15 protein-coding genes are annotated in these 19800 nt (G+C 66.4%); 3 read left to right on the top strand and 12 right to left on the bottom strand.

Annotated features, from left to right (window positions below):
• Positions 1 to 906 (bottom strand): UTP--glucose-1-phosphate uridylyltransferase GalU, encoded by a 906-nt coding sequence (gene galU, locus AC5RUM_RS10685; protein ID WP_494034903.1) that lies wholly within the window; start codon positions 904 to 906, stop codon positions 1 to 3.
• Positions 907 to 995: 89 nt separating this feature from the next.
• Here galU and AC5RUM_RS10680 point away from each other — a divergent pair, with 89 nt between their 5' ends.
• From AC5RUM_RS10680 to AC5RUM_RS10670, 3 genes are all read left to right on the top strand, one after another.
• Complete coding sequence (locus AC5RUM_RS10680; protein WP_494034902.1) at positions 996 to 1607, top strand: 5-formyltetrahydrofolate cyclo-ligase; 612 nt, start codon at positions 996 to 998, stop codon at positions 1605 to 1607.
• Positions 1608 to 1754: 147 nt separating this feature from the next.
• The gene (locus AC5RUM_RS10675) at positions 1755 to 2018 is read left to right on the top strand and encodes an FmdB family zinc ribbon protein (protein WP_494034901.1); all 264 of its coding nucleotides are present in this window, start codon (positions 1755 to 1757) and stop codon (positions 2016 to 2018) included.
• Between the two features lie 130 nt (positions 2019 to 2148).
• Positions 2149 to 2889 carry an RcpC/CpaB family pilus assembly protein gene (locus AC5RUM_RS10670; protein ID WP_494034900.1) on the top strand — a complete coding sequence of 247 codons (741 nt, stop codon included), beginning with the start codon at positions 2149 to 2151 and terminating at the stop codon, positions 2887 to 2889.
• Between the two features lie 19 nt (positions 2890 to 2908).
• On the opposite strand, the gene AC5RUM_RS10665 is transcribed toward AC5RUM_RS10670, so the two are convergent.
• The 11 genes from AC5RUM_RS10665 to AC5RUM_RS10615 all read right to left on the bottom strand — a co-directional run bounded on the left by AC5RUM_RS10665 (position 2909) and on the right by AC5RUM_RS10615 (position 19685).
• Complete coding sequence (locus tag AC5RUM_RS10665) at positions 2909 to 3124, bottom strand: hypothetical protein (protein ID WP_494035154.1); 216 nt, start codon at positions 3122 to 3124, stop codon at positions 2909 to 2911.
• Positions 3121 to 7104, bottom strand: coding sequence for an AAA family ATPase (locus tag AC5RUM_RS10660; RefSeq protein ID WP_494034899.1), 3984 nt, complete (start codon positions 7102 to 7104; stop codon positions 3121 to 3123). The genes AC5RUM_RS10665 and AC5RUM_RS10660 overlap by 4 nt, the downstream gene beginning before the upstream one ends.
• 195 nt (positions 7105 to 7299) lie before the next feature.
• Positions 7300 to 8889 carry a glutamine-hydrolyzing GMP synthase gene (gene guaA / locus AC5RUM_RS10655; RefSeq protein ID WP_494034898.1) on the bottom strand — a complete coding sequence of 530 codons (1590 nt, stop codon included), beginning with the start codon at positions 8887 to 8889 and terminating at the stop codon, positions 7300 to 7302.
• Between the two features lie 79 nt (positions 8890 to 8968).
• Positions 8969 to 9472 (bottom strand): DUF3817 domain-containing protein, encoded by a 504-nt coding sequence (locus AC5RUM_RS10650; protein ID WP_494034897.1) that lies wholly within the window; start codon positions 9470 to 9472, stop codon positions 8969 to 8971.
• Positions 9469 to 10311 carry an SURF1 family protein gene (locus AC5RUM_RS10645; protein ID WP_494034896.1) on the bottom strand — a complete coding sequence of 281 codons (843 nt, stop codon included), beginning with the start codon at positions 10309 to 10311 and terminating at the stop codon, positions 9469 to 9471. Before AC5RUM_RS10645 ends, AC5RUM_RS10650 begins: the two co-directional genes overlap by 4 nt.
• A gap of 60 nt (positions 10312 to 10371) precedes the next feature.
• Positions 10372 to 10860 carry a PTS sugar transporter subunit IIA gene (locus AC5RUM_RS10640; RefSeq protein WP_400578872.1) on the bottom strand — a complete coding sequence of 163 codons (489 nt, stop codon included), beginning with the start codon at positions 10858 to 10860 and terminating at the stop codon, positions 10372 to 10374.
• Between the two features lie 50 nt (positions 10861 to 10910).
• Positions 10911 to 12662, bottom strand: coding sequence for a glycerol-3-phosphate dehydrogenase/oxidase (locus tag AC5RUM_RS10635; RefSeq protein ID WP_494034895.1), 1752 nt, complete (start codon positions 12660 to 12662; stop codon positions 10911 to 10913).
• An 89-nt stretch (positions 12663 to 12751) separates the two neighbouring features.
• A complete protein-coding gene (locus AC5RUM_RS10630) occupies positions 12752 to 13888 on the bottom strand; it encodes a GuaB3 family IMP dehydrogenase-related protein (protein WP_494034894.1) in 1137 nt (378 codons plus the stop codon).
• Positions 13872 to 15758, bottom strand: a complete 1887-nt coding sequence (locus AC5RUM_RS10625) for an ABC transporter ATP-binding protein (protein ID WP_494034893.1) — start codon at positions 15756 to 15758, stop codon at positions 13872 to 13874. The genes AC5RUM_RS10630 and AC5RUM_RS10625 overlap by 17 nt, the downstream gene beginning before the upstream one ends.
• Before the next feature lie 145 nt (positions 15759 to 15903).
• Positions 15904 to 17415, bottom strand: a complete 1512-nt coding sequence (guaB, locus tag AC5RUM_RS10620; RefSeq protein WP_494034892.1) for an IMP dehydrogenase — start codon at positions 17413 to 17415, stop codon at positions 15904 to 15906.
• 194 nt (positions 17416 to 17609) lie between these two features.
• Positions 17610 to 19685: an acyltransferase family protein gene (locus tag AC5RUM_RS10615; protein ID WP_494035145.1), complete on the bottom strand. Its 2076-nt coding sequence runs from the start codon at positions 19683 to 19685 to the stop codon at positions 17610 to 17612.
• Between the last annotated feature and the right edge of the window lie 115 nt (positions 19686 to 19800).

The following is a 19800-nucleotide window of genomic DNA, read 5'->3' as shown; positions in this document are numbered from 1 at the left end:
TTAGTGGGTCAGGCCGGCAGCGAACTTCGGCAGCCACTCGCGAAGGCCAGGTCCCAGGTCATCGCTGTCAACGGCCAGCTGGACGCACGCCTTGAGATAGCTGAGCTTGTCCCCCGTGTCGTAACGCCGGCCGCGGAAGACGACGCCGAACACACCGCCGCCTTCACCGTCCCTGCTGGCGAGTTCCTGCAGGGCATCCGTCAGCTGGATTTCGCCCCCGCGGCCCGGTTCCGTCCGTTCCAGGACATCGAAGACAGCGGGGTGAAGGACGTAGCGCCCGATGACGGCCAGATTGGAGGGGGCATCCGCGACATCCGGCTTTTCCACGAGCTTGTTGATCCGGACGAAGCCTTCGCCGTCGATCTCCGAGATGTCGGCGCAGCCATAGGCGCTGATCTGGGAGGGTTCCACCTCGATGAGGGCCACAACCGAGCCGCCGGTCTTTGCCTGGACCTCGATCATGATGCTCAGGAGTTCGTCGCGGGCGTCGATCAGGTCATCGCCAAGCAGCACAGCGAAAGGTTCGTGGCCGACGTGCTGGCGCGCGCGCAGCACTGCGTGGCCCAGGCCCTTGGGATCGCCCTGGCGGACGTAATGGATGTCGCCAAGGTTGCTGGCGGCTTGGATTGACTCGAGCTTGGCGGTGTCGCCCTTGGCTTCCAGCGTTGCTTCCAGCGCCGGAACCCGGTCGAAATGGTCCTCGAGGGCACGCTTGTTTCGCCCGGTAATCATCAGGACATCGCTCAGGCCCACCTGTACAGCTTCTTCGACTACGTACTGGATGGCCGGCTTGTCCACCACCGGGAGCATTTCCTTGGGCATGGCCTTGGTGGCAGGCAGGAACCTGGTGCCGAGTCCCGCTGCGGGGATGACGGCCTTGCGGACTGAAGGATTAGTGGAAGTCACTCGACTAATGTAACGGAGGGAACATTCATACAGTAAATGCTTCCGGCAGTGGCTTGGCCGGGATTCCGTGCAACAAAGGATGGCACACCATGTCGCAAACGACCCGGCAATCAAAGGATGAGATCCGTTCCCGGCACCGGAAAATCCGTCTGGGCCTGCAGCCTGAGGCCATGTCGGCAGCCGCCTCAGGGATAGCCAGCAACGGCCTGTCCTGGGCCGCCACCGTCGCGGACGGCAGGCCGGCGACGTTTACCGCATATCTGGGCGTGGCCCACGAGCCGCCCACCCTCGCGCTGATAACGGCGCTTCATGAATCGGGCCACAAAGTACTGCTGCCGGTGTGCGAGCCGGACCGCGGGCTGAGCTGGGTGTTGTGGAATCCGGACAGCGAGTTTGTCCGGAGCCGGTATGCGCCCATCAAGGAACCGGCCGGAGAACGCCACGGCTTGGAGGCCATCCGGGACGTGGCAGGACTCTTCCTGCCGGCGACGGCCGTGGACATGAGCGGAAACAGGATAGGCCAGGGCGGCGGGTATTACGACAAATTCCTGGCGGACGCCGAGGCCGCGGGTCTGCAGGCCCCAAGGGCTGCGGTCATTTACGACTCCGAGCTCCTGCCTGCGTCGAGCATTCCTGTTGAGGGGTTTGACCGTCCCGTTGATGCGGTACTGACGCCATCGGGCCTGGTCCAACTTTCCTGATGCAATCTGCGGGAAGATGCTAGAATTGGCACTCAGGCCCTGCGACTGCTAATGGAGCTGTTTCTGCACGGAGATCCCGCAAGGAATTCCGCGTGGTGGCACCCCGGCAGCACGGGACCTGTCGTTTGTCCAAGAGGAGGATCTTCAGTGCCCACGTATGCCTATGCCTGCAAGGATTGCAGCCATGCCTTTGACATCGTGCAGTCATTCACTGACAGCACTCTGACGGCCTGCCCCGAATGCGAGGGAACCCTGCGCAAGAAGTTCAACAGCGTAGGCGTGGTCTTCAAGGGCTCTGGCTTTTACCGGACGGACTCCCGGGACACGAAGGGCAGCTCGGTATCACCGTCCCCTGCCGCTTCCTCTCCGGCGCCGGCCCCTGCAGCCGCACCGGCCGCTGTCGCCAGCTAGACGTTCCCGTCCATTCCCACGGCTGACCGCCACGTTGCGGTTATCCACATACGGGCGTTTTGGCGGGCCACTTTCCACATAGGGCCGGCTTACACTGCCGCCCGGGGGCCGGGTTCCATAGCGTGGCAGCATGCCAGCTCTCGGACTGCCTCCCGTCAGAACCTCACGCCCTGCTGCCCGCCCCCGCAGGGGCACTTCGGCGTCCGGACCTCCCGAACGCCGCGGGCCGAGCCGTCTGCGGGGCTGGCTGAACCGCAACCGGCGCCTTGCCGTAGCGCTGCTGCTGTGTGCGGCGGCCGGTGTCACGGTCCATCAGCTGACCCCGGCACCGGCCCACACATCCCCGGCCCTGGCCGCAGCACGGGACTTGGCGGCCGGAGCCACTCTGGGGAGTAGTGACGTGGTAGCAGTTGATGTCCCGCCCCACATGCTCTCCACCGGCACGCTCACCGACGCAGCACAACTCAGCGGAAAGCAGCTGGCCGCACCGCTCCGGAAAGGACAGCTGCTGTCCGAGACCCAGCTTGTGGGGCCCGGCCTCCTGACTGGGTCGCCGCCGGGATCAGCCGCCGTCCCGCTGCGCATGGCGGACCCCTCATCCATCCAGCTCGTCTCCCCCGGCATGCTCATCGACGTCGTCCTGACCAGCGGGCCGGGCCTCGACCAGCAGTCCCCGTCCAAGGTCCTGGCCAAGGCGGTCCCGGTGCTCTGGACCTCGGCGCGGGAGGGGCAGGGCGGCCAATGGCTTGCCGCCGGGGATTCCGACGGCCTGATGGTGGTTGCTGCCACACCGGCGCAGGCAAGCGCTCTGGCGGGAGCTTCAACCCAGGGAAAACTATTCTTCGTCCTCGTGGGCTCCAAGGGCCGGTGACGCTGCCGGGCTGGGGCGGCTAGCCCCAGTGCGGGGGCTTCTGCTCCTTGAGCCAGGCGTCGTGGTCGTTGTCGGATTCCGGGTCACCCCAGGCCCGGGGATCGTCCTCGGAGGCCTTGTTGGGCACTGCACCGCCCGGCGTCACCGGAGCTGGGGTCTTGGCCGGCGGGGTGCTTTCTCCGCGAGCCGGGCCGTCGCCTGTGCGGGCATCATGGTCTGCTGCATCCGGGCTCACTGCGCGTTTTCCTTCCTGTCCGGCAGGGCGGCGTCGTAATCGTCCTCGCCGTCCTCGTCCTGGTCCCCATCCTGGTCCTGGCCATCCTCAACGCTGCGGTCTTCGAACAGGCCGTCGTCGAACTGGCCGTCCTCCTCCGGAGCTGGCCCGTAGGAGTCGTCGTCCAGGCCCGTGACATCCTCGTCGAAGAAGCCCGGTGAGGCCACGGCCGGGACGGGGCGGGCAGGCTTCTCGAGTCCGAGGTATCCACCGATCCGGTCGGCACAGGCCGAAGGATCCGTGAACACCTCAATTGTCCACAGGGGCATGTAGCGCCAGCCGAGACGCTCCAGAAGCTGCGGGCGGAGCCTGCTTCGTTCGCGGACGGTCATCTGGCGGTACTGCTCGGTGCCGTCGGACTCGATGGCCACGGGCCGGGGAATCTCGGCTTCGTCCTGGCCCATCGTGCTCAACGGGTCGGCCGCGGCCACGACGTCAATGACGCCGTCGTACTGGTGCCAGACGCGTGCACCGCGTGCCCTGAGCCGGTCTCCCAGGTCAGCCACGAGCGGATCCGCACCCAGCGCCTGCTCACTTGCCGCTGCCCGGGAAGCCGGCGTGCCGAGGTCGGTGTTGCCCGAGATCTCGCGGTCCAGCAGCTCGAAAAGGTCAACGGCGCCATGGGCCAGCCGGTTCCTGTCCAGGTCCTCCGGCTTGAAGCAGGTCAGAACATGCAGGGACTGCCGGGCGCGGGTCATGGCCAGGGCAAACTTGGCGCGGCCACCCTCGGCAGAGAGCGGACCAAAGTTGTGCAGGGCCCGTCCATGGGGCGTCCGGCCGTAACCGGGGGAGAAAATGACGTGGTCCCGGACCAGCCCCTGGGCCCGTTCCAGATCCACCACGCGGAATGATTCCTCGCCGGCCGTGAAGAATCCCGAGAGCCCCGGATAATTGGGAAGCTGCAGGCGGATTGCCTCGCCGATCCTCGCGGCATGCCGCAGGCTGGCAGTGACGACGGCCAGGGACGTGCGCGGACGGAGGCGGGCGTGCTCGAACACCAGCTCCACGACGCGGTTGACCTCAGCCACAACTGACTCCACGCCTTCGTGGTCGGCGCTGGGCAGCCCGGTGCCGTCCGGCAGGTACTCAACCAGCAGGGCGCGGTCCAGGCCCGTGGCGGACTGGCCCTCGGGCAGGCGGCGGAGACCGCCGTCGTAAAAGCCCTTGCTCAGCTGCAGCACCAGGTCTTCGTCCACCGCGCGGTAGACGGAGTGCAGCCGCCACGTCGGAAGGACCTCTGACAGGGCACTGAAGGCGCTCTCAACACTCTGGTGCGTCGGTTCGCCTGCAGCGAGCCGCTCCACCGCCACCGTGAACGTACGGGGGCTGGCGATCTTGTCGTCACCAAAGGCAATAACCTGTTTGGCGCGGGCCACGGCAGGCAGGACAGCTTGGAGCGAGGTCGCTTCGGCGTCCAGAATCACCACAGCGTCGAACTTCTGTTCGGCCGGGAGGAGCCCGGTCATCAGGTAGGGGCTCACCGACCAGACAGGCACCAGCATGGGGACCAGCGCGGGAGCCTGGGCTGTCAGCGCCGCAAGAGTGACGCGCCCGTCCTTGAGGAGGCTCCGGAGAAGGTCCGCTTGGCGCGGGTTCTCCGCGATCCCGGCACGCCAGCGCTCGGCCAGCTGCCACCGCAGGCGTCCGGCGCCGCTGGCGATGTGTGCGTTGTCCGCGAGCCGGTACTCGGCTTCGAGCTGGCGCAGGGCGTCGCCGTCGGACATCGCGAGGTAGTCATCGCCGCTGATCATCGCTTCGAGCGCTGACTGCCACCAGGCCAGGTCGAGCTCGGCGGCGACGGACTCGGCCGGAACCTCCCGTTCGGACAGGTCGGCGAGCAACTCGCCAAGGCCGTGCTCGCGCATGTTCTCGATGAGGAGTGTGCGCTCCGGCAGTGTCTTGAGGGTCTGGGAGTCGGCCACGAGCCGCTCGAGCCGCTCCATCAGTTCCGGATAGGCGGTTTTTTCGAGCGCCCCGCCGGCTGCCGTGTGCCGCAGCGCGTCCCCGAGCAGCTTCAGTTCCCGGGTGAGGCCGCGGTACATGATGCTGAGCTCGGCAAGGCCCGACGGCACCGCCGGATGCCGCTGCGTCGTGGCGTAGTCGGACCACAGCGCGCGCTGCTCCTGAACCAGCACCAGCGAGCTGTGAAGGTCGGAGATGTGCACGCCCGGGCGAACGTACTCCTTGGCCACCCGCCGCAGGCGCGACCGCTGCATGGAGGGCATGTCGATGCCGTGTTCCCGGCGCCAGGCCGAGGAGGCGGTGGCGGAGATGAGGTCATGGACGGGCCGGTCGAAGATGTCCGGGGTGAACTTGTCCAGGCTTTCGCGGACGGCCACGAGCAACCGGAGCTGGGCGCCCCACTCGGCGAAGTTCGTGCCAAGCCGGATCTCGGCGTGGTCCGCCACCTCCTTCATGCGGCCGTGCAGCACAGGCAGCTTTTTCTCCACCGCGCGCGCCAGGTCCTGGGCTTCTTCGGTCTCCTTTCGCGTCACGAGACGGGCGCCGTGCCACGGGCTCGACGTCGAGGACTTGCTGAAGCTGCCGAGTTCGGCAGCGCGCTTCAGCCTGCCGGCGAGTTCCTCGCGGTCCCGGATGCTGTCCAGCACGCTGCGCTTCAGGCGCACGGTCGTGGCCGGGGCGGGCTGGATGGATGTCAGCTCCGCGAGGGACTGCATCGCCTGGTAGGGCGAGCAGCCCCACCGTTCGCGGACGTTGTGCAGCGACGCCACGTGGTCCATCAGGGCGTGGCGGTGCTCCGTGAGGGTCCTGTGCAGGTTGCCCAGGTGCGGCTCGGCTGACTTCTCGTTCCGCATGATGGCCCGGACCAGCTGCCCCTTGAGCTGCTGCGGCGTTGCGCTGCCCGAGAGCTGGAACAGCACGGATTCCAGGCCCAGGCCTTCGAACTTCGCGGCCACTTCGTTGAGGCTGGCGCGCCGGTCCCCCACCACGAGGACGGTTTTGCCTTCGTCCACCAGCGCGCCGATGGTGTTGATGGCGGTCTGGGTCTGGCCGGTGCCCGGCGGGCTGCTGACCAGCAGCGAGTCCCCTGCCCGCACCGCGTCGATCACGTACTGCTGGTCGGCGTCGGCGTCGAGCAGCAGCAGTTCGTCGGCGGGATCCCGCTCGTCCACGCTCGGGAAGCGCCCCGGCTGCAGCTCAGGCACCTCCTGCACCTCGCCGGAAGCCGCCCGGGCCAGGGAGGCCACGAGGGCATTCTGCTGGTTGATCCAGGGGTCGTCCAGGTTGCCCGCAAGGTCCGCGAACGTGGACACCAGCAGGTTGTGCTCCACCTCCGCGCCGTGGATGGGTTTGACGAGCGTGCTGAGTCTGTCCAGCACCGGCTGGGGATCGAAGCGTGCCGTGCTGTAGGCCATCCTGGTGACGGCGTTGACGTCGAAAACGATGCCGTGGATGGTCTTCAGGTGACGGATGAGCGCCGGGTTAATGCGGGCCTGCTCGGTGAGCTGCAGTTCGTAGTCATCTTCCCCGGGCCTGATGGTCAGTGAGATGGCGGTCAGCATGACCGGCGCCGAGACGCGCTGCGGCTTGCCCCCGACGGCGGATGTCCACACCACCGTACCGGCGGACAGGTATCCGGCTTCGATGCCGCGGTCGTTGGCCAGCTCGAAAATCTTGGAGCGAAGGTTCCTGGACGCGCGGGCGGCAACGACGTACTGCTGCTGGTCGCGGATCAGCGTAGACAGCCTGGTGCGGCGTCCAGCCATGAGCTGGGCAAGGCCAGAGGGGTGGGCGTGCGTCAGGTCGATGGAACCCTCGGGGGTTTTGGTGAAGCGCAGCATCGTGTCCGCCCCGGTGACGGGCTTGAGCCCGGAGAGCCACTTTTTGAGCTCTTCCGAACCTTCAAGGTCGGCCTGACCAACTGACACTACTGCCTTCTTTTCTGCGCTTGCACGTGACGCCATGGACCATACGGGCATAGTTTCGAGCGTAGCCGGAAACCGCCGCCCGTGAGAGACCGCAACACTGGAACGGGCTAAGTTGCGGCGCATTTCACCCAGTGCTGGCCGTGGGCGGCAAGCGCGGGGTCGACAGCGGCCACATGGCACGGTCCCACGGCGTGGTCTCAAAAGCGGAGCGGCCGGCCTCCTTTCGGAGGCCGGCCGCTCAGACTGCTATTCCCACTCGATGGTTCCCGGCGGCTTGCTGGTGACGTCCAGCACCACGCGGTTGACGCCGTCCACCTCATTCGTGATCCGGTTGGAGATCCGGGCCAGCAGGTCGTACGGGAGGCGTGACCAGTCGGCCGTCATGGCGTCCTCGGAGGACACCGGGCGCAGCACGATCGGGTGGCCGTAGGTCCGTCCGTCACCCATGACGCCAACGCTGCGGACATCCGCGAGCAGCACGACGGGCATCTGCCAGACGTCGTTGTCGAGGCCTGAGGCAGTCAGCTCGGCGCGGGCGATGGCGTCCGCCTTGCGCAGCAGGTCCAGGCGTTCCTTGGTGACCTCACCGACGATCCGGATCCCGAGACCGGGGCCGGGGAACGGCTGGCGGCCCACGATTTCCTGCGGCAGTCCGAGCTGGGCGCCGACGGCGCGCACCTCGTCCTTGAACAGGGCACGCAGCGGTTCGACCAGCTCAAACTGCAGGTCCTCCGGCAGCCCGCCCACATTGTGGTGGCTCTTGATGTTCGCAGCGCCCTCGCCGCCGCCGGATTCGACGACGTCCGGGTACAGGGTGCCCTGCACCAGGAACTTGATCTTCTCGCCGTGGGCCGCGGCCTCGGCGATGATGGCCAGCTCGGCTTCTTCGAAGGCGCGGATGAATTCGCGGCCGATGATCTTGCGCTTGGTCTCGGGATCGCTGACTCCGGCAAGGGCAGCCTGGAAGCGCTCCTGCTCGTTGGCCACGTACAGCTTGACGCCGGTGGCGGCGACGAAGTCGCGTTCGACCTGCTCGGCCTCGCCCTCACGCAGCAGGCCGTGGTCCACGAAGACACAGGTCAGCTGGTCCCCGACAGCGCGCTGGACCAGCGCGGCGGCGACGGCGGAGTCCACTCCGCCGGACAGGCCGCAGATGACCCGGGCGTCACCGATCTGCTTGCGGATCCGTTCGACCTGCTCTTCAAGGATGTTGCCGGTGGTCCAGTTCGGTTCCAGCTTGGCGCCCTTGAACAGGAAGTTCTCCAGGACCTGCTGGCCGTAGGCCGAGTGCTTGACCTCCGGGTGCCACTGCACGCCGTACAGGCACTTCTCTTCATTGGCGAACGCCGCAACTTCAGCGCCCGCCGTCGTCGCGAGTACTTCGAAGCCCTCCGGGGCTTCGTGCACGGAGTCGCCGTGGCTCATCCACGTGTTCTGGTGCTGGGGCATCCCCTCCAGCACGGACCGGCCTTCGCCAAGGATGGTGGTCTGCGTCGACCCGTATTCCCGCAGGCCGGTTTTGTCCACCTTGCCACCCAGGGCATTGGCCATCGCCTGGAAGCCGTAGCAGATGCCGAAGACCGGGACGCCCGCCTCGAAGAGGTCAGCCCCGACGCTCGGAGCGCCGTCGGCGTAGACACTGGAGGGTCCGCCCGAGAGGATGATAGCGGCAGGGTTCTTGGCCAGGAGCTGCTCGGTGGTGTAGGTATGCGGAACCACTTCCGAATACACATTTGCTTCCCGGACGCGGCGGGCAATCAGCTGCGCGTACTGGGCACCGTAGTCAACAACCAGCACCGGCTTCTGGGAAGTCTGGGATGCAGTGGGAGTAGTCACCGTCCTAGACTACTTTGCGCCGTTGCCCCGACGCACCTTGAGAGGCCCCGCTGTGACGCACGAAACGTCACCCGCCGGCCTAGTAGCGGCTGGCCGCCTCCGGGTTGGCTGCGAGCTCGGCCTCCACCTCGGCGTGGAATTTCTTCTCCACGATGAAGGACAGGAACGGCACCACGCCGCCGAGCGCCAGCAGGATCATCTTAACGAAGGGCCAGCGCATGAGGGTCCACAGCCGGAAGTTCGACATGAGGTACACCACGTACATCCAGCCGTGGACGATCAGCACGGTCACGGACAGGTTCACGCCGCCGAGGACGCCCTTGGGTTCGGCGTCGGCAAATCCAAACCCGAACGGCTGGCCGGTCACGGCGTTGGTTCCGCCGGCGAACAGGTACTGGCCGAAGCCGTAGCGTGCCACCAGCTCCGCACAGAGCAGCAGCAGCATGGCACCGGTGAGGTAGGCCATGACCTTGTAGAACTTCAGGGCAGAGCGGATCTGCGCCTGCGTGCCGCCGAAGCGGCGCTTCTTCGCTCCCGCTCCCGTTGAGTTCGACGGCTGCACGGCAGGCTTGGGTTCAATCATGGCTGTACCTTTTGTTGGGTCTCGTTTGGTTGGGTGGGTTCCGGTCCGGCATGGCCGTGGTCCTCGTGCTCCTCGAGGCTGCGCTGGTAGTCGTCCTTGACCAGCCGCCACCAGATGAAGAGGGCGAAACCGGCGAAGACGATCCATTCCACGGAATAGAAGAGGTTGAGCCAGTTGACCTTTGCCGGCGGAGGCTGGGCGCCGATGTTGAGCGGTTCGAGGCCACCCGCTACGGCGGCAGCACCGACGTCGGATGTTCCGGAAATCTCGGCCGTGGCGGAAACGAAGGCAGGGTAGCTGCTGACGTTCCAGACGTTGATGAGCTCGGCCACGGAAACGGCGGATGCCTGTCCCTGCGCGGGGGCCTTCCCGGGAACAGGCGCCTCGGACGGCAGGAGCCGTCCGGTCAGGCGGATAGTGCCCGACGGCGGGTCTTCGGCTTCGGCTGGGTCAGCCACCCAACCGCGGGCCACCGGTATCCAGGTTTTCGAGGACACTGCCGCGCCCTTGAGTGCCGGGGCGCCGTCGACGGCGAAGGCCGACACAACCCAGTAGCCGGTCTTCCCGCTATGGAGCCGGCCCGGAATGATCACCTGCTTGGCGGCGTCATAGCTGCCCGTGGCCGTGACCATCTGATCGGCGACGGAGCCACGGAAGAATTCCCCGGGCTGCAGCAGCCCCGTGAGCTCCTTGACTTCCTCGGTGGTCGGGCTGACCGGCACCTCGGGCTGCGTGGATCTGCCGAACTGCCACTGGCTGAGCAGCACGAACACACCGGAGACGACGATCGCAAAGACCAGGCCTGCGATCCACCGGGGCTGGAGGGCTGTTTTCCACACCCCTTAACCGTACTTCGTCTCTGTGTAGAACAACGAAACGGCTGGTGGGGACTGGGACGCTCAGTGGTCGAAGAACACCAGGCTCGAGTTGATCAGCTCCGCGATCACTTCTGCGTCGTAGGCCCTGCGCAGCGAGTCCCGGAAGGATTCCTTGGAGAGGGACCTGGCGAGCGTGGCCAGCACTTCCAGATGGTCAGAGAACGAGCTCGCGGGCGTGGCGATGAGCAGCACCACGTCGGCCGGACCGTCGGCGGCGCCGAAATCGAGGGCCCTTCCGTACTTGGCAATGCCAATGGCGATGGACGTCCGCGAGACAAATTCGCTGCGGGCGTGGGGCAGCCCCACTCCCCCGGGAAGGCCCGTGGCCAGCTGGTGCTCGCGGGCGTTGACGTGCTCCAGGAAGCCTGCAAGGTCCGAGATCCGGCCGGCGTCGTAGAGTCGGCGGGCAAGCTGCTGTGACGCATCCAGCTTGTCCGTCGCGTCCATCTCCAGAATCACCATGTCCGGTGTGGTGAGCTCCGCATCGTAACGGTCCAGTGCTTCCGCCAAGTGGTGTCCCTTCGGTGAGGCGTGGGCCCCTTGCGCGGCGGATAGCGAAATCAGCGCAGCGGCACGATGTCCTCTACACCCAGGCGGGCAGCGTCTGCCGACTCGTCGTCCGGCTGCTGCTGGCTGAGTCTTTCGGCTTCCACCCGCGCAAGGTAATGCTTGATTTCGCTTTCCCGCTGCGCATCGCTCCAGCCAAGAATTTCTCCCATAAGTTTAGCGACTACCGGCGCAGCAGAAACACCACGGTCCCAGGACTCGATGGAAATGCGGGTTCTCCGGGTCAACACGTCCTGCACATGCCTGGCACCTTCATGGCTGGCCGCATAGACAGCCTCGGCCTGCAGGTAGTCGTCTGCTCCGGGCAACGGCTCCGCGAGGTCCGGGTTGTCGTGGATGAGTGCCAGCACTTCCGGCGTCATGGCCCCGTACCGGTTGAGCAGGTGTTCCACGCGCGCCACATGGACGCCGGTTTCCTCGGCGGTCCTGTTGCGCCGGTTCCACGCCGCCTTGAAGCCGCTGGCGCCCAGGAGAGGAATGGTCTCCGTGCAGCTCGGCGGCACGCGTTCGTCCATGCTCCGTGTGGCCTCGTCCACGGCGTCCTTGGCCATGACGCGGTAGGTGGTCCACTTGCCGCCGGCCACCACGACGAGGCCGGGCAAGGGATGGGCCACGACATGCTCGCGGGACAGTTTGGCCGTGGAGTCATTCTCCCCCGCCAGCAGCGGCCGCAGGCCCGCGTAGACGCCCTCCACGTCCTCGCGTGTCAGCGGTCGCTTGAGGACGGCATTCACGTGCTCGAGCAGGTAGTCGATGTCCTTGCTGGACGCCGCCGGGTGTGCCTTGTCCAAGTGCCAGTCGGTGTCCGTGGTGCCGATGATCCAGTGCCTTCCCCAGGGGATGACGAACAGCACGGACTTCTCGGTGCGCAGGATGAGGCCGACGGTGGACTGGAACCGGTCCCGCGGAACCACCAGATGGATGCCCTTGGAGGCACGGACCTTGAGCTGGCCGCGCTCGGTGATCATGGCCTGGGTTTCATCCGTCCAGACGCCGGTGGCGTTGATGACCTGCTTGGCCCGGATTTTGAAGCTGGAGCCGTCCTCATGGTTGACCACCTTGGCGCCCACCACGCGTTCGCCTTCGCGGAGGAAGTCGACGACGGCCATCTGGTTTACGGCATGGGCACCGTAATGGGCGGCCGTGCGGACGAGGTTGGCCACGTATCTGGCGTCGTCCACCTGCCCGTCGTAATACCGGATGGACCCCACGAAGGCGTCGTCCTTGAGACTCGGCGCCGCCCGCAGGGTGCCGCGCCGCGTCAGGTGCTTGTGGAACGGGACGCCGCGCTTGTGGCCTCCGGAGATGGACATGATGTCGTAGAGGGCGATGCCCGCCCCGACATAGGGCCGCTCCAGGAACGGCTTGGTCAGCGGATAGAGGAACGGCACCGGGCGGGCGAGGTGCGGCGCCAGCTCCGACAGGAGCAGCCCGCGTTCCTGCAGCGCCTCCTTGACGAGCCCAAAGTCCAGCATCTCCAGATACCGGAGCCCGCCATGAATGAGCTTGGAGGAGCGAGAGGAGGTGCCCGCCGCCCAGTCGCTGGCTTCCACGATGCCGACACTGAGACCCCGTGTGATCGCGTCGAGGGCAGCGCCGCAACCGACGATACCGCCGCCGACGATGAGGATGTCGAGTTCCTTGCCAGGCTGCGTCGTGGCCTTGAGTGCCGCGACGGAAGCTTCCCTGGCCTCCGGCCCCAGGGCTCCCCTGGGTGCGGTCGAACCGCCGGCGAAACTGGTCATGATGCGCCTCCTACCTCATCGAACGTCGTAGTTCACCAGACTACTTGTTACCCCTGCCGATGGGCAGGGCGCGCCGAGGGCCGGAGGGGTCACAACCCCGCGTAGGGCGACACAACGACGTCGACCCGCTGGAACTCCTTGAGGTCCGAATAGCCGGTGGTCGCCATGGACCGCCGCAGCGCCCCGATCAGGTTCGACGTGCCGTTGGTGTGGTGGCCGGGGCCGAAGAGTACCTCTTCGAGGGGACCCACGGTACCGACGTTGACGCGGTCGCCGCGTGGCGATTCGAGGTGGTGGGCCTCCTGGCCCCAGTGCCAGCCCCTGCCCGGTGCTTCGTCGGCCCGGGCCAGTGCGGTGCCGAGCATGACGGCGTCGGCGCCCATGGCGATCGCCTTGACGATGGCGCCGGAACTGCCCATTCCGCCGTCGGCAATCACGTGGACGTACCGTCCGCCTGATTCATCCATGTAGTCCCGGCGCGCGGCCGTGACGTCCGAAATGGCGGAAGCCATGGGCGAGTGGATCCCCAAGGCCCGACGGGTGGTGCTGGTGGCGCCGCCGCCAAAACCGACGAGGACACCGGCAGCACCGGTGCGCATGAGGTGCAAAGCGGGCGTGTAGCCCGCCGCGCCGCCCACAATCACGGGCACGTCGAGTTCGTAGATGAACTGCTTGAGGTTCAGCGGTTCGTGGTCTTTGGACACGTGCTCGGCGGAGACCGTGGTTCCGCGGATGACAAAGATGTCGACGCCGGCGGCCACCACGGTTTTGTAGTGTTCCTGTGTGCGCTGGGGCGTCAGCGATCCGGCGACCGTAACGCCTGCGGCCCGGATTTCTGCCAGCCGGGACGTGATCAGGTCAGGCTGGATCGGCGCCCGGTACAGCTCCTGCATCTTTCGGGTGACGGCGGGGCTGTTCCTTTCGTCGTCGAGCTCGGCGATCTGGTCCAGAACCGCTTGCGGGTCCTCGTACCGGGTCCAGAGCCCTTCGAGGTCCAGGACTCCCAGTCCGCCGAGCCGGCCGAGGGCGATGGCCGTCGCGGGCGACATGGCGGAGTCCATCGGAGCGGCGATGACCGGCATATCGAACTGGTAGGCATCAATCTGCCACGAGACGGAAACGTCCTTGGGATCACGCGTACGACGGTTGGGGACGATCGCGATGTCATCCAGGGAGTAGGCACGACGCCCACGCTTGCCACGGCCAATCTCAATCTCGTAAGTCACGTGACCACTTTACTTGACCGGTGCCGACTCCCTGGCTCAGCTGCGATTCGAACATCCTGAAGTAGCGTCCGTGCAGCGCCACGAGTTCCTTGTGCGTGCCCTGCTCCACGATCCGGCCGTCCTCCAGCATGTAGACGATGTCCGCTTTCTCGATGGTGGCAAGGCGGTGGCTGATGGCGATGATGGTGCTGCTCCGGTCCGAGAAGAGCCGGGTGAAAATGCGGTGCTCGGCCAGGGCGTCGATCGCGGAGGTCGGCTCGTCCATCACCATGAAGGAGGCGTTCCGGTAGAAGTTGCGGGCCATCGCCAGCCGTTGCCACTGCCCGCCGGAGAGGCCGCTCCCCTTCCGTCCCCGCGGATCCTCCATCCAGTTGCTGACGTGGTTGTCCAGGCCGTTGGGAAGCTTGTTGATGAAGTCGAGCGCTTCGGCGTCCGCGGCGGCCTGGCGGATCCGGGCGTCGTCGCGGGGTGAGTCGACATCGCCGAAGAAGATGTTCTCCGCTGCGGTGGCAAACTCATACTTCAGGAACTCCTGGCTCAGGACCGCCAGATGGCGGTGCCATGAGGTGACGTCGACGGCGGCGAGGTCAACGCCGTCGAGCAGCACCTGTCCCGAATCGGGCCGGTAGAGCCCCGCCAGGATCCTGATCAGGGTGGACTTGCCGGCGCCGTTTTCCCCCACGATCGCGATGTGCTGCCCCTCCCTGATCGTCAGGGAGATGCCCTTGATGACTTCCAGCTCACTGCCGGTGTAGGTGAACCGGATATCGCGCAGTTCAACTTTTTCCGGCGCGTTGAGGAGCGGCGGCGAATGGTCGGAGTGCACCGGCAGCGCCATGAACAGCTCATAGTCCTTGAGGTTGGCGAGGTCCTCGTCGATGGAGCTGAGGGAGGAGACCAGGCTATTGGCGGTGGACAGCGCACGGCTGACGATCTGCTGCACGTACAGAAACTGCCCCACCGGCTGGGCCCGGGCGATGATCTGGCCCACCACCCAGATCAGGGACACCACTTCCGCGCCGTACTGCAGGGCGTCCGCCGCCAGCTGTTTCGGGATGTAGCGCTTCTGGAAATCAAGCCGGCGCCGCTCGTCCGCGTCGCGCAGCCGGGAGCGCAAGTCCATGAGGTAGCCCACTATCCCGTACAGCCGCATTTCGGCGATGTGCTGCGGGCGCAGGAGGTTGGTCTCGATCATCCTGCGCTGGCGGCGGGAATCCACCTGGGTGTTCCAGTGGGCAATCTGCTCGCGGGACAGTTTGAACTGCAGGTAGACACTGGGCACGATGGCGACCAGGACGATCACGGCGATCCACCAGCTGACCAGCAGGAGGGCGCCCACCGCCAGGATCACGGAAACCAGCTGCGTGAAGATCGCGGCGATCCGGTCCAGGACCCTGGCATACGAATCAGAGAACCTCTTGGCGCGGTCGTAAAGGTCCACGGTTTCTTTGTCGTCGTAGCGCCAGAACTCCAGGGCCAGGAAGCGCTCATACATGAGGTCGCCCACGATGGCGCCCACCCTGAAGCTCATGAGCTGCTGGATGTAGCGGTCCACGCTGCTGAAGCCGCCCCAGAACAGGCCCAGGGCCGCCGTGATGATGACATAGACGACGGCCTGCTGGCCCGCGGCCGCGTCGCCGGAATACGCCGCGGCCAACGCCGTGGTGGTCAGGGCTGCGAAGTATGTTGTGACGAGGGGCAGCGTCGCGGAAATCAGCGAGCCCGCGACTTTCATCACGACCGCCGCCGGCGACGCCCGGAAACTGACCCGCAGCACCTGAGCCACGGCGCGGGCGTAGGGCCTTACCGCCAGCTTGCGCCGGGGCTCCCGTTTGGGGTTGAGTTCGGCGGGATGGCGTGGTGCGGACATGGCTTCAGCCTAGTCCGCACCACGGGTGGGCCCACGGCGCCCGGGTTCCCTGGCCGCAGCGAAGCAAGATCAGGGAGGCGCCGGTGGGCCCACGGCGCCCGGGTTCCCTGGCCGCAGCGAAGCAAGGTCAGGGAGGCGCCGGGGATTAGCGTGAGCCGTAGTTCGGCGCCTCGACGGTCATCTGGATGTCGTGCGGGTGGGATTCCTTCAGGCCTGCCGGGGTGATCCGGACGAACTTGCCGCGCGCCTTCAGTTCCGCGATGGACGGGGAGCCCACATAGAACATGGTCTGGCGGAGGCCGCCCACGAGCTGGTAGGCGACAGAGGCCAGCGGCCCGCGGTAGGCCACGCGGCCTTCGATGCCCTCGGGGATGAGCTTGTCGTCACCGGAGACGTCAGCCTGGAAGTAGCGGTCCTTCGAGTACGACGTGTTCTTGCCGCGGGACTGCATGGCGCCCAGCGAGCCCATGCCGCGGTAGCTCTTGAACTGTTTGCCGTTGACGAAGATCAGCTCGCCCGGTGACTCGTCACAGCCGGCCAGCAGGGAACCGAGCATCACGGTGTCGGCACCGGCGACCAGCGCCTTGCCGATGTCGCCCGAGTACTGGAGGCCGCCGTCGGCGATCAGCGGAACGCCGGCCGGAATGGCAGCCTTGGCGGACTCGTAGATGGCGGTGATCTGGGGAACGCCCACACCGGCCACTACACGGGTGGTGCAGATGGAGCCCGGGCCGACGCCCACCTTGATGCCGTCGGCTCCGGCGTCGATGAGCGCCTGGGCGCCTTCGCGCGTGGCTGCCTGGCCGCCGATGATGTCCACGTGTGCCGCGACGGGGTCCGACTTGAGCCGGCGGATCATGTCCAGCACGCCCTGGGAGTGGCCGTTGGCAGTGTCCACGAAGAGGGCGTCCACGCCGGCGTCGACGAGCTTCATGGCCCGCTCCCAGCCGTCGCCGAAGAAGCCGATGGCGGCACCGACGCGCAGCCGGCCCTCGTCATCCTTCGTGGCCAGCGGGTACTGCTCGGCCTTCGTGAAGTCCTTGGTGGTGATGAGGCCCTTGAGGCGGCCCTGCTCATCAACGAGCGGCAGCTTCTCGATCTTGTTGGTTGCCAGCTTGTGCGACGCTTCATCGCGGCTGATCCCCACGTGGCCGGTGACCAGCGGCATCTTCGTCATGACGTCGCTGACGAGTCGGATCGGGTAGTCCGATTCCGGCACGAAGCGGGTGTCCCGGTTCGTGACGATGCCGAGCAGCCGGTTGCCCTCGTCGACCACCGGCAGACCGGAAACGCGGTACTGGGAGCAGAGATCGTCGAGCTCCTGCAGCGTGGCCTCGGGGCGGATGGTCAGCGGGTTGGTGATCATGCCCGACTCGCTGCGCTTGACGCGGTCCACCTGGTCGGCCTGGTCATCGATGGACAGGTTGCGGTGCACCACGCCCAGGCCTCCCTGGCGTGCCATGGCGATGGCCATGCGAGACTCGGTGACGGTGTCCATCGCGGCGGACAGCAGCGGAGTCTGCACCGTGATCCGCTTGGAGATCCGGGAGGACGTGTCGGCATCGGACGGGATGACGTCGGTGTGGCCGGGAAGCAGCAGGACGTCGTCGTAGGTCAGGCCAATGAAGCCGAAGGGGTCATGCTCGGGCTGGGTCATGAGTGCGCCTCTTACCTTGGGTATGGGTTCACGGGTAGGGGTTGCAGCTGATGACCAGCCCGTCATTACGGGACTGGCCTGTGCAGAAGTGTTGAATAAATTCTAGAACCTCCGCGGCGATCCCCATATTCCGGAACGGCTTTGTGAGCAATGGCACGCTGCGGTGGTGGCCGCCGCCGGTTTCTCGGAGCCTGCTATTTCCAGCCCGTGGCGGCCAGCAGCCGCTTCTCGAACATCGGGATCATGGACTGCACGTACGTCTTGGTGAGGTGGTTGTCATCCTTGTAGACGTAGACGTTGCCGACCACCGCCGGGCAGGTGCCGTCGGCGCAGATGAAGTCGCTCATGTCCATCAGGTGGAGCCCGTCCACCTTGCCCCGGTAGTCATCCAGGGGTGATGACAATGCGAGGGACTCGGCGAGCGGGGCGTTGCACTCGGGCGCCTGGGCTCCATGCTTTTGGACGCATTCCGGCATGTTGATGGGGAAGCGGGGGTTGTCCCGGATGCCCACAACGTCGATGCCGGCGTCAGTGAACGGCTTGATGCCCTCCACGTAGCCGGGCACTTCGGTTTCGAACGGCGCCTCCTTGTGGGTCAGCGACGCCACCGTGAACACGGCATCCGGCCTGTGTTCCATCACGTAGGCGGCACTGGCCCGGTTGAACGCGTTGCACTCGGCATCGCGCTCCGGCGATTCCGCACCGAAACGGCAGTTGCCTTTCAGCAGCGTGACCACTTCCCAGCCGTGGTCCCGGGCGATCGGCCCCAGCGCGGCCATGTACTGCTGGGCGTGGGAATCCCCCAGCACCACAATGCGCTTCTTCACGTGCTCCGGCCGGCTGTTCTGCAGGCATCCCGAGAGGAGCGGGTCGGTGGGGACGTTTCCATCCGTGCACAGGCCGTCGATGTCGGCCCATTCGTTTTTCATGGCCGCGGGGGCAGGAATAACTGTGGCTTTCGGGGTGGGCTTCCCGGCGTTTTCGGGCGCGAGAGCGGCGGCGCCGGGGGTCAGTTCGCGCGGCTGCGCTGCGGCAGCCGCTTCGTCCGCCGTCAGCCTGGTCTGCCAGACGGCAACGGGGCCGGCCAGCAAGGCGCCGCAGGCAACGATCACGACGGCGGTCCGCCAGGCCCGCAACTGCGGCCAGTGCCATTCCCTCAGCGGCTTTTCCACGAAGCGGGTGGTGAGCACGGCAAGGACCACGGAGGCGGCCACGATGGCCAGGCCCTGCACCAGGTTGGGCTTGTCGATTCCAGTGCCGGCCAGCGCCAAAACCAGGAGCGGCCAGTGCCAGAGATACAGCGCGTACGAGTTATCCCCGAGTGCAACCAGCGGCCTGGAGCTCAGGACCCGGTCCACGCCGAACCGGCTGCCGCTCTGGCCCGCGACGATGATGGCTGCGGCCGCCAGCGTGGGCCACAGGGCGATGAAGCCTGGAAAGGACCGGTCCACGGTCAGCACCAGGCCGCAGGAGATCATGGCCGCCAGCCCGGCCCAGCCCAGCACCACGCGCATTGCCTTGCCCGGCTTCAGATATGGCAGGGACAGCGCCAGCAGCGAGCCGAGCGCGAACTCCCAGAGCCTGGTCCGGGTGTCGAAGTAGGCGTAGGCCTGGTTGGTGGCGGTCTGCTCGATGGAGAAGATCAGGGACGCGATGAAGATGCCGGCGAAGGCCACGAGCAGGATGAGCCGGTAGCTGATGTCCCGCCGGCGCCTGAGCAGACGCCACACGAGGGCGGCCCCGGCGAAGATAAGCGGCCACAGAATGAACACCTGGCCCTGGATGGACAGGGACCAAAAATGCTGCAGCGGGCTGGCCCCCGCGTGGTTCTGCGCGTAGTAGTCCACCGCGGTGTCCGCGAGCAGCCAGTTCTGCCGGTACAGCAGTGAGGCCCAGGCCTCGTTGAGGACGTCCGGCCAGCGGCTCTGCGGAATGACCAGCCACGTGCCCGCCAGGACACCGAGAATCACCACGACGGCGGCAGGAATCAGCCGCTTAAAGAGGTGCAGCCAGTGGCTGACCAGGCGCAGTGGCCTGCCGCTTTCGACTTTGCGGACAAAGGACAGCGTGAGCAGGAAGGCTGAGATCAGCAGGAAGATATCCACGCCGCCGGAGACGCGTCCCAGCCATACGTGGTAGGTGACCACCATGAGGACGGCGAGGGCGCGGAGCCCCTGGACCTCGGGGCGGTAGCCCTGCTTGGCCTTGACCTGAGCGGAGCGCGGAACCTCACCGGCATGATGGCGTGACTCGTTCCCCCGCCGGCCCATCATTCTCGCTACTGGCACAGACAACCCCTCAAAGCCGGTGGCACAAAACATCTATGTTACCAATTCGTGATCTTTGCGGCCAAACCGGCAGCTGCGTGCGGCGTGTCCCTCGCCG

It is taken from the genome of Arthrobacter sp. B2060 (genome assembly GCF_059090445.1).
The sequence above is the reverse complement of the archived record's forward strand: the minus strand, read 5'-3'. Positions and strand labels throughout refer to the sequence as shown.